Origin of the sequence: Megasphaera sp. UBA4382 (assembly GCF_002391155.1) — a bacterium.
In the GTDB taxonomy this organism is placed as follows: domain Bacteria; phylum Bacillota; class Negativicutes; order Veillonellales; family Megasphaeraceae; genus Megasphaera; species Megasphaera hexanoica.
In genome coordinates, this window is record NZ_DGRS01000046.1 from 31,198 (window position 1) to 42,146 (window position 10,949).

11 protein-coding genes are annotated in these 10,949 nt (G+C 47.9%); 10 read left to right on the forward strand and 1 reads right to left on the reverse strand.

The window, feature by feature from the left end; translation table 11 throughout:
* Positions 1–58: 58 nt before the first annotated feature.
* Genes rpsF through rpsR form a run of 3 tightly spaced genes read left to right on the forward strand, consistent with a single transcriptional unit; the run spans position 59 to position 1,097 of the window.
* The gene (gene rpsF / locus B4H10_RS05295) at positions 59–343 is read left to right on the forward strand and encodes a 30S ribosomal protein S6 (protein ID WP_059076346.1); all 285 of its coding nucleotides are present in this window, start codon (positions 59–61) and stop codon (positions 341–343) included.
* Positions 344–359: 16 nt separating this feature from the next.
* Positions 360–821 carry a single-stranded DNA-binding protein gene (locus B4H10_RS05300; protein ID WP_059076347.1) on the forward strand — a complete coding sequence of 154 codons (462 nt, stop codon included), beginning with the start codon at positions 360–362 and terminating at the stop codon, positions 819–821.
* A gap of 45 nt (positions 822–866) precedes the next feature.
* Positions 867–1,097, forward strand: a complete 231-nt coding sequence (gene rpsR / locus B4H10_RS05305) for a 30S ribosomal protein S18 (RefSeq protein WP_059076348.1) — start codon at positions 867–869, stop codon at positions 1,095–1,097.
* Between the two features lie 67 nt (positions 1,098–1,164).
* Here the strand turns inward: rpsR and B4H10_RS05310 are convergent, their stop codons facing one another.
* Complete coding sequence (locus tag B4H10_RS05310) at positions 1,165–2,103, reverse strand: diacylglycerol/lipid kinase family protein (protein WP_059076349.1); 939 nt, start codon at positions 2,101–2,103, stop codon at positions 1,165–1,167.
* Between the two features lie 213 nt (positions 2,104–2,316).
* Between B4H10_RS05310 and B4H10_RS05315 the strand changes: the two genes are divergently transcribed.
* The 7 genes from B4H10_RS05315 (at position 2,317) to B4H10_RS05345 (ending at position 10,240) form a co-directional block, all read left to right on the forward strand.
* Positions 2,317–3,930, forward strand: coding sequence for a gamma-glutamyltransferase family protein (locus tag B4H10_RS05315; protein ID WP_234995356.1), 1,614 nt, complete (start codon positions 2,317–2,319; stop codon positions 3,928–3,930).
* A gap of 230 nt (positions 3,931–4,160) precedes the next feature.
* Positions 4,161–4,445: a UxaA family hydrolase gene (locus tag B4H10_RS05320; RefSeq protein ID WP_075581774.1), complete on the forward strand. Its 285-nt coding sequence runs from the start codon at positions 4,161–4,163 to the stop codon at positions 4,443–4,445.
* Positions 4,446–4,460: 15 nt separating this feature from the next.
* Positions 4,461–5,621 carry a UxaA family hydrolase gene (locus B4H10_RS05325; protein WP_059076351.1) on the forward strand — a complete coding sequence of 387 codons (1,161 nt, stop codon included), beginning with the start codon at positions 4,461–4,463 and terminating at the stop codon, positions 5,619–5,621.
* Positions 5,622–5,708: 87 nt separating this feature from the next.
* Positions 5,709–6,470: an HpcH/HpaI aldolase family protein gene (locus B4H10_RS05330; RefSeq protein WP_059076352.1), complete on the forward strand. Its 762-nt coding sequence runs from the start codon at positions 5,709–5,711 to the stop codon at positions 6,468–6,470.
* A 95-nt stretch (positions 6,471–6,565) separates the two neighbouring features.
* Positions 6,566–8,014, forward strand: coding sequence for a 4-hydroxyphenylacetate 3-hydroxylase family protein (locus tag B4H10_RS05335; RefSeq protein WP_059076353.1), 1,449 nt, complete (start codon positions 6,566–6,568; stop codon positions 8,012–8,014).
* Positions 8,015–8,021: 7 nt separating this feature from the next.
* Positions 8,022–8,318, forward strand: a complete 297-nt coding sequence (locus B4H10_RS05340; RefSeq protein WP_059076354.1) for a hypothetical protein — start codon at positions 8,022–8,024, stop codon at positions 8,316–8,318.
* 605 nt (positions 8,319–8,923) lie between these two features.
* Positions 8,924–10,240 carry an MFS transporter gene (locus B4H10_RS05345; protein ID WP_083237088.1) on the forward strand — a complete coding sequence of 439 codons (1,317 nt, stop codon included), beginning with the start codon at positions 8,924–8,926 and terminating at the stop codon, positions 10,238–10,240.
* Positions 10,241–10,949 lie beyond the last annotated feature (709 nt).

Genomic DNA, 10,949 nt, shown 5'->3' on the forward strand with positions numbered 1-10,949 from the left:
CAAGCTACCCTTGCCCTTTTGAAATGAAGGGCCATAGTCCAGAAGAGGAGGTGATTTCGTGAATAAGTACGAAGTCATGTTTATCGCAAAGCCGCTGGAAGACGCTGAAGTAGATCCGATTGCTGAATTTGTTTCCAATCTGATCAAGAAGAATGGCGGCAATGTCGAAAAGGTTGATCGTTGGGGCAAACGCCACCTGGCATACCCTGTCAAAAAGCAGGCTGACGGTAACTACGTACTGATTAACTTTGAAGCTGATCCTGAAGTTATCAAAGAAATCGACCGTGTTATGAAGATCCAGGACGACATCCTGAAGCACTTGATCGTCAAGATTGACGAATAACCGGAGGCGCAAAGGTATGAATTCAGTACAGTTGTTAGGCAATTTGGCTCGTGACCCCGAAATCCGTTTTACGAAGACTGGCAAGGCTGTTGCTATGTTTACCGTAGCCTGCACGACCACGTATATTCCATACGGAGCTACGGAACCACGGGAATTCACTGATTTTGTTCCTTGTGTTGCTTGGGGTAATTTGGCAGAAACCTGTGGTAACAACCTGGCTAAAGGCAGTCGTGTCTTTGTGGAAGGCCGTTTTAACACGCGTTCGTACGAAACGCAGGACGGCCAGAAACGGTACAGGACGGAAGTCGTAGCTAATTTTGTGGCACAGACGATGGGAACGGAACGCCAGAATGGTACGGCGTCCTCTTCATATACCGGTGCTGCGCAGCCGAGCGCGCCGCAGCCTAAACCGGCTGCTCCGGGGACCGGCTTTGACAGCATGGGCTCCAGCACATCGGATGAAGAAATCCCATTCTAATAGTCAAACACATCCCTTAATTATGTTTTAAAGGGAGGATATATAATGAGAAGAGATCGCTCGAGAAAACCGAGAAGAAAAGTATGCAGCTTCTGTGTCGATCATGCTGAACAGATCGATTACAAAGACGTTGCAAAGCTCCGCCGTTTTACGACCGAACGTGGCAAAATCCTGCCGCGCCGTATCTCCGGCGTTTGCGCTAAACACCAGCGTAAACTGACGGTTGCTATTAAACGGGCCAGAGCTATCGCTCTGCTTCCGTACACAGCAGACTAATCGGATAGCAAAAAGAGGATGCAGCAAAATGTGCTTTACAGCCATTTTGTTACATCCTCTTTTTTGTTTAACCTTTGTGAGGAAGCAGATGGACCAGTGGCAGACTGGAAGGAGGCGCAGATGGGACACAGACATTTAGGAAAGAAGGTAAAATTTCCAGATCCAACGGGAAATCAGGGCCTTTGTCACCATCCATGTTTGTCGTGAGGGTGCCATCGATCAGCGTGATTTTCAGATGAGTCGTCGTAGACAGATTCATGTATTCTGAACTCAGGGGCGAGCCGGCAAGAAATTCCGGTATGGCTTTAATCATATCGAGATAGCTGCAATCCTTGAAGACGCCGACCCAGAGTTTACCATCATCGACCTGAGCAGCCGGTGCGAGATTTCGGAAGCTTCCGACGGAATTAGTCAGCATGATGACGATGAGTGGAGAGCGATGGATATAAACGCCGTTATCGTTTTCTATCTTAAACAGGTATGTTTCATGATTTTGCAGGGCTTTCAGGCCCGTCAGAAAATAGGCAAGAGGGCCAAGCCGTGTTTTTTGCTCAATCGATACGTGACTGACGGCTTCAGGCATAAAACCGGCAGCAATGGTGTTGACGAAATAGCGGTCATTGGCCCGGGCGATATCTACGCGCTGGATATGGGCGTTTTTAAGACCGGCAATGGCTGCTTCCGGATGCAGGGGCATAGAAAGAGCCCGCCCCAGGTCGTTGACCGTGCCCAGCGGGATGAAGCCAAACGTTATACTGCTCCGTCCGGCAAGGGCCAGCCCGTTGACGGTTTCGTTCAATGTACCGTCGCCACCCATGCAGAAAACGGCATCAAATCCGGTAAGGGAGGCTTCACGGGCCCAGTCAGTCGCATCTCCCGGACCGGTCGTGATGCGCATTTCTACATCGTCATACATCGTATCCAGCTGGTTTTTTAATGGTTCTTTAAAATACTTGGCCCGTTCACGGCCGGCTGTCGGATTGACAATTAACAAGCACCGACTCACGGTGATTCCTCCTTTTACGGCAGGACAGACAGAGCTGTCGCAGAAAGTTACATATACATTATTATAGACACAAAACAGATTTTCGGGAAGAGCAGGGACTGCTTTTTTTAGAGTGTATTTTATCTGTTCTATACAAAAAGCAGGCTGGTTTTACTGACCCGTGTGAAGGAATGTGATATGATAATCGTATATACAAGGAAAGGGCGTGTTAATATGGCAATGACATGGGACGGACAGATATATCCCTATCCCTCGCGGAGAGAAGTCGTCTATGCCCGCCGCGGAATGGTCTGTACATCGCAGACCTTGGCGGCGCAGGCCGGGCTGGATATGCTGAAGTTGGGAGGCAATGCCGTCGATGCGGCATTGGCTACGGCGATAGCACTGACTGTACTGGAACCAACCAGTAATGGCCTGGGCAGTGATGCCTTTGCACTGATATGGATGAAGGGAAAGTTATACGGTCTCAATGGCAGTGGTTGGTCGCCACGTACACTGACCTGGGAAACGCTGCATGAAAAAGGACTGTCGGAAATTCCCCTTCGCGGCTGGACTCCCGTTATGGTACCGGGGGCGCCGGCAGCATGGGCGGAAATACACAGCCGTTTTGGAAGACTTCCCTTTGAAGAACTATTTAAACCGGCTATTTCTTATGCAGAGGATGGCTATTCTGTCATGCCCAATCTGGCGGTCATGCTGAAAGAAGGTTATGAAAGCTTTGCTCCGTACCGTCATGAACCGGCTTTTAAGGGCTTGTTCGATACCTTTTATGCTGGTGATGTCATTGCCGGTGCGGGAGATATCCTGCGCCTGCCTCAGCAGGCACGGTCCCTGCGCCTCCTGGCCAGGAGCCGGTGCCGGGATCTTTATGAAGGGGAAATCGCTACAGCCATCGATGATTGGTCGAAAAAGACGGGCGGATATCTTCGCAAAGAGGATTTGATGGATTACCGGCCTCAGTGGGTCCAGCCAATACATACGAATTACAGAGGCTATGATGTCTGGGAAATTCCGCCCAATGGCCATGGACTGGTCGTACTCATGGCTCTGAATATTGCCAGTGGTTTTTCCTTTGCAGAGCGGGATACGGTTGAAACGTTCCACCGCCAGATTGAATCGATGAAACTGGCTTTTGCCGACGGGCGTGAATACATAGCCGATCCCCGTTTTATGAACACGTCTGTAGAAGACTGGCTTTCTGAATCCTATGCAGTCCGGAGGCGGGCAGAAATCGGGGATATGGCACTGATGCCCAGGCCAGTCAGTCCCAATAATGGCGGGACGGTCTATCTCTGTTCGGCTGATGGAGAAGGCAACATGGTATCGTATATCCAAAGTAATTATACGGGGTTTGGTTCGGGCATCGTCATTCCGGGATATGGAGTGGCCCTCAGTGACAGGGGCAATAATTTCAGCATGGACCCACGGAGCGACAATTGTGCCGGTCCGCGAAAAAAATCCTACCACACAATCATTCCCGGTTTTCTGTCACGGGACGGGCAGGCTGTAGGACCGTTTGGTGTCATGGGAGCGTTCATGCAGCCCCAGGGACAGTTCCAGGTACTGATGAATACGATAGATTTCCATCTTAATCCTCAGGCGGCACTTGATGCGCCACGCTGGCAGTGGGTAGGCGGTAAACGCATCGAAGTGGAAGCGGCCGTTCCGGCGGCGGTTGTTGAAGGGCTGCGCCGTAAAGGCCATGAGGTAATAGTAAATGCTGATCCTATTCCCTATGGACGGGGGCAGATTATCTGGCGCAATGAACAGGGAGTTCTTTCCGGTGCGACAGAACCCCGGGCAGATGGTGCTGTTGCGGCATGGTAAAGGTATAAATAGAAGGCAGTGATAAGGTAAAAGCTATTCTTTTTTAGCACATTGCAATGCCAACTTAGAATTGACATTTTACAATTGCAATTCTATAATGAGAGTATGCAGGACGTATATACACAATAGGTCTTATATACAAACAGGAACTTGCCATAACCTGTCAGCTAAGGAGTGGTTATCCTGGGTGTATGGTATATTTTGAACTACAAGAGGGAGGTTTCATTTTCATGATTAATGCAATGATTATCGATGAAAAAGACAACGTTGCTGTCGTCATCGAACCGGTAAAGAAAGGCGATACGGTTTCTTACGTTGACAAAAACAAGAAGACCGTTTCCTTTACTGCCGTAGAAGATGTCCAGATTTATCACAAAATCGCCATCAAAGATATTCCGGCCGATGCACCAATCGTTAAATATGGTGAACATATTGGTCATGCTGCCCGTGATATCAAACAAGGCGAACACGTACACGAACACAATGTTAAATCCGTTCGTGAAAATTTGGGCTAAGAGGAGGAAATCATAATGAAATTTTGGGGTTATAAACGTCCGGATGGACGCGTAGGTGTCCGTAATCATGTATTAATTCTGCCGGCCAGTGTCTGTGCTTCTGATACGACCCGTATCATTGCCTCCCAGGTCAATGGCGCCGTTACCTTCAACAATCAGAACGGCTGTTCCCAGGTACCGCCTGACCAGCAGCTTACCATGGATGTAGAAGCCGGTTATGCTGCCAACCCGAACGTCTATGGTACGGTCGTCGTTTCTCTGGGCTGCGAAAACTGTCAGATGGACCTGGTAGTCAAAGCTATCCAGGAACGGACGAACAAGCCGCTCAAACAGGTCATTATCCAGGAAGAAGGCGGCACGCTGAAAGCTATTGACAAAGCGGTCCGCTATGCCAAGGAAATGGTACAGGAAGCCAGCATGCTGCGCCGCGAAGAATGCGACATGAGCAAACTCATCGTCGGTACTGAATGCGGTGGTTCCGACCCGACATCGGGCCTGGCGGCCAACCCGACTATCGGCGAACTGAGCGACCGTCTCGTTGACCTCGGTGCTACGTCTATCCTGAGCGAAACGACGGAATTCATCGGTGCAGAACACATCCTCGCCCGCCGTGGTAAAGATGAAAAAGTAAAAGAACAGATCCTCGGTATCGTACACCGTTATGAACATGCCCTGCAGCTCGTCGGCGAAGAAGTCCGCGAAGGCAATCCGAGCCCGGGCAATAAAGCCGGTGGTCTGACGACGCTGGAAGAAAAATCGCTGGGATGCATCCATAAGGGCGGCCATCGCACGATTCAGGCTGTATATGACTACGGCAAACAGGTCGATACGACAGGCCTGGTCATCATGGATACTCCGGGGAACGACCCATCTTCTGTAGCCGGCATGGTAGCAGGCGGCTGCCAGGTAGTCGTATTTTCTACGGGCCGCGGCACGCCGACAGGCAATCCAATCGTACCGGTCATCAAAATCACGGGTAATAAACTGACATTCCAGAATATGGAAGACAATATCGACTACGATGCCAGCCCGGTTATCTACGGCAAAAAGACCATGGGTGAACAGGGCGATGAACTCCTGGCTATGACTATGGAAGTCGTCAACGGCAAGCAGTCTAAAGCAGAATCTCTGGGCTATACAGAAATGGCCATTGCCCGTGTCTGCAACTACGTTTAATCATTATGGCATACAGGCGCAGCGGTACAGACGTTACGCCTGTACGCTATGTTATAATATTTTATATTCCAAGAGGAGTTTTGTCGCATGAGCAAATTCAAAGAACGTTTAAAGAATGGTGAAAAGCTCTTTGGGCCTTTTATCAACATGAATTACCCCGCTGTCGTAGAAGTAGCCGGTATGGCTGGCTTTGATTTCTGCATCATCGATAATGAACACGGTGAAATTCCGGTAGAAGGAACGCTGGATATGATCCGCGCCTGCAAACTTGCTGGCATTCCATCCATTGTCCGCGTCTATGAAGGAAACCCGGAACTCATTGATAAGGCCCTGGATCTCGGTGCCGATGGTGTACAGATTCCGAATATTGGATCCAAAGAAGCTGCTGAAATCGCTGTCAGCGCCGCTAAATTTGCGCCAGAAGGAAGCCGTGGATGCAACCGGTATGTTCGTGCTGGCAAATATGGCTCTATTGATAAAGCTGATTTCTTTGGCAAGGCAAATGATGAAACGGCTGTCATTCTCCAGGTTGAAGGTCAGGACGGTGTACAGGCTCTGCCAGATATCCTGAAAGTCAAAGGCTTTGATGTATTGTTTGTCGGACCCTATGATTTATCTGCTTCCCTGGGAATCCCGGGACAGGTCAATCATCCGAAAGTCATTGCCCAGATGGAAGAAATCATGCGTCAGGCTAAAGAAGTCGGCGTAGCTGTCGGTTTCTTCTGCGATGATGTGGCAACGGCTGTAGAATGGAAAAACCGTGGCGTTCAGTACGTTTCCTTCTCTTCTGATATTGGGCAGCTCTATGAACGCTTTAAAGAAGCAGCTGACGGATTTGCCAAAGGCTGATTATAGAAACGGTAAGTCAAAGAAAGGCACTGGCGTGTGCTTTTCTTTGTCCCTGCCTTTGTGAAATTTAGCACATTAAAGGAGTAGATTCACCTATGATGACAGGTAAGGAATATAAAGAAAGCTTGCGGAAACGTAATATCGTCGTATATCTTCAGGGCAAACAGATTCCGGCTAAAGAATTGCCGGACCATCCCTTCATCCGTGGCCATGTTAATTCCGCTTCCGTAACGTATGACCTGGCCTTTGACCCGGCATATGAAAACCTGATGACGGCGACATCCCATCTGACGGGCAAAAAAATCAACCGCTTCACCCATATTCACCAGAGTGTGGAAGATCTGGTCAAAAAAGTCAAAATGCTGCGCATGCTCTCCCTCAAAACGGGGACCTGCTATCAGCGCTGCGTCGGCTTTGATGCCATGAATGCCACCTATGGCACGACCTTTGAAATGGACCAGAAATATGGAACCCATTATCATGAACGGTTCAAGAAGTTCCTCGAATACATCCAGGATACGGACTTCATGGTATCCGGTGCCATGACCGATCCGAAAGGCGACCGCAGCAAACGGCCGAGCCAGCAGAGTGACCCTGATTTGTTCGTCCACGTCGTGGAAAAGAATGACAAGGGTATCGTCATCCGCGGCGCCAAGGCCCATATGACGGGGATGGTCAACAGCCATGAAATGCTGATTATGCCGACCATGAGCCTGAAACCGGAAGACAAAGATTACGCTGTCTGCTGTGCGCTGCCAGTCGATGCACCGGGGGTACTGCACATCTTCGGCCGCCAGAGCAATGATGGCCGTAAACTGGAAGGAGATATCGATCAGGGCAATGCCAAGTACGGTATCGTCGGCGGCGAATGCCTGACGGTCCTGAATGACGTCTTCGTACCGTGGGAACGGGTCTTCATGTGCGGGGAAACGGATTTTGCCGGCATGCTGGTAACGCGGTTTGCCAGCTACCACCGCCAGAACTACGGCGGCTGTAAGGGCGGCGTATCGGATATCGTCATCGGTGCAGCGGCAGCTATGGCCGATATGAACGGCTATGCCAAAGCCAGCCACATCAAATCGAAGATTAACGAAATGATCCACCTGACAGAAACGCTGTATGCGTGCTCCATCGCATGCTCAGCCGAAGGGGTACAGCTGCCGAGCGGCCAGTATTTCGTCAACATGCTGCTGGCAAACGTAAGCAAGCACAACGTCACGCGGTATATCTATGAAATCGACCGGCTGGCCCAGGATATTGCCGGCGGGTTCATTGCCACACTTCCGAGCCAGGCAGACCTGGAAAGCCCGGAAATCGGCAAATACGTAGAAAAATACTTCAAGGGCGTCGACGGCGTATCGACGGCAGACCGCATGCGGGTAGCCCGTCTGATCGAAGTGATGACAGGTGGCACGGCATTGGTAGAAAGCATGCATGGCGCGGGCAGCCCGCAGGCCCAGGAAGTTATGTACTCCAAACTGGCCAATCTGGAAGCGAAAAAGAAAGCAGCTCTCAAGATTGCCGGCGTTAAAGTAGAAGACTGAGGCGCGTATGATTGTCGGTGTTAAGTTCTGTGGTAATTGCAATCCTTTCATCGAAACGCCAACACTGCTTAAAAGGCTGATAGCGGCGGCCCCGGACTTGGAATTCCGCATTATCAGCCGTACGCTGCCACATTGGGATGTTACCCTCCTTTTGAACGCCTGCCCGGCAGGCTGTCTGAAAGAGAAAGAATATAGGAATCCTGTCGTTGTCAGCGGATTGTCCGTGGAGCATTGGGATGTAGATGAAGGAGAATTGGTGCAGAAAGTTATTGCGGCCATCCGTTGTAAATTACCGGCAATGTAACAGGCAGAGTATGTTTGCATATAGTGCAAAAATATACAAAAAAATAGTATAAAGAAAATATCAAATCCCTGAACTTTACTCATGAAGTAAAGTTCAGGGATTTGTTTTGTCAAGCGATATAATCCCTGTTGATAAAAAGTCAATACAAAAATTGCATGGATGGGTACGGGGCATTGCTTATTTATAAAGATTGAAAAAATATAAATTCTAAGTATTGACGCTATAGGGAGAAAAACGTATAATATACGTGTAACCAATTCGCATATACGTTATGTTTCTTATATATGAATAATGACATGTATGCAGAGATGAGATGCAGACGAAAGTTTTTATTTAAAAATGGGATACTAGTGTTACTAAAGAAGAATCCCAGGGACAGACGTTGTAGATAACACGATGCAACACAAAACAATCCGGCGTTTTTAGTAATGATAGGAAAGCGGGGTGAATCCGGATCTGGTTTCGATGTTCTTTATTTATGTATTATAAGTATAAGGTTGTGAAATAGAGAACGCAGGATGTAGCATTTGTGATGCAGGTGACTATCGAACCCGTATGAAACGGGCTCACCATAGAAGGTATGAATCTTAGTGGAGGTGGCTGTTTTGTCTAACGAATTAGCTATTGAAAAATCGTGTATGAGAAAGTGCTCAAGCCGGCTCTTGCCGTACTTGCTCTTTATGTTCCTGCTTTGCTATATTGACCGTACAAACTTAGGCTTTGCTGGTATCCAGATGTCTCCGGAATTAGGTCTGACGGCTTCTACGTTTGGTTTTGGTGCTGGCCTGTTCTTTATTGGTTATTTTATTTTCGAAGTTCCGTCCAACCTGTGCCTGGCCAAGTTCGGCGCCCGCCGCTGGATTGCCCGTATCATGGTTACCTGGGGTGCCGTAGCGGCTCTTATGTGCATGATTAACGGTACGACGAGCTTCCTCGTCATGCGTTTCTTACTCGGTGCATCTGAAGCTGGCTTCTATCCTGGCGTTACGTATTTCATCGGGGAATGGTTCCCTAACAAATATCGTGCAGCAGCGCTCTCCCGTTTCAATCTGGCTCAGCCTGTTGCTCTCGTCGTCGGTTCTCTCGTTTCCGGGTTCCTTATCAGTTCTCTCGATGGCGTCATGGGCTGGTCCGGCTGGCGCTGGTTGTTCCTCGTCGAAGGGATTCCGACTATATTCTTCGGCTTTGTAACTCTCTACTATCTGACAGATAAACCGGCTGATGCCACATGGCTTACGGAAGAAGAACGCAATTGGCTCACAAACCGTATGGCTGAAGAAGCTGCGGCCATTAAAGGTGCTAACGCCGACTACTCTATTATGAAAGCTCTTACGCACCCGGCTGTTCTGGTCCTCGGGATTGCTTACTTCCTTGCTATCTGTGAAGGTGTATACGGCATTAACATGTGGATTCCTCAGATGCTTAAATCCTGGTCCAATATGTCTTCCATGGAAATTGGCTTTATCGGTGCACTTCCGTTCGTATGTGCATTCATTTCCGTTATTATCTTTGGTCATAGTTCCCAGGTTCGTCAGGAACGTAAATGGCATCTGACTGTAGCTCTCGGCATGGCTACTGTTGCTCTGTGCGCAAGTATGTTTGTTACAGGAACTATTCCTACCATGATTTGTGTCTGCGTAGGTGCTGCTGGTATGTTCGCAGCTATTCCGCTGTTCTGGACGATTCCGGCCCAGTTCCTTACTGGTACGGCTGCTGCAACGGGTATCGCCGTTATCAACTCTATCGGCAACCTCGGCGGTTTCTTCGGACCGACGGCTGTTGGTATGGTTAAAGATGCGACAGGCGATTTCCATTATGGCCTGCTGCTCCTCGGTGTCTGCGTATTCATAGGCCTTGTCCTGTGCCATATCATGAACAATATCTATGGCAAGAAAGTTGACTACAGCAAGATTGAAAAATAATAGTTTCATAAAATAGTTACTTTTTAGAAAATAATGAAGAGACTGCTAAAATGAGATTAAAAAACTCAGCAGTCTCTTTTTTTTGCAAAGAAGAAAACTATACATTTTTATATATTTATACTATATAGTGCATAACGAAAAACAAAGCCTTTGCTTGAAAATACAAATCATCTGCATTATAGCAACTCGTATTAGCGGTAAATACAGAGAAGTGTGGCATCACTTAATTATGATACGAAAAAATCATAGAAAACACAATTGCATTGCTTATTTATAAAGATTGATAAAATATAAATTTTGACTCTTGACGATGTGTTGTTAAATCCGTATAATATCCCTGTACTTGATTCGCATATACGACATATTGCTTATATATGAATTATTCCTTACATGATAAAAGCAATAAGTGATGTGCTGATCCATGTGAAATTTTTCATAAAGTCAACAATAAGGGATACTAGTGTTATCAGCTTTATGATGTCGTGAAAATGGTTATACGTAATATTTGTAGATAACACGATGCAGTCAGATTGGTACCTTTAAAAGGGGTGAACTTGGATTTTAAGCATTATATTCTTCACATACAATCATATTAATGTGAAATATAAAAGGTACCAGTTTTGTTTTTGTACTGCAGCGTGTATATCGAACCCGTCAGAGGACGGGCTCAATATAAGAGGTAAAGAATTTAGTGGAGGTGGCTGTTTTG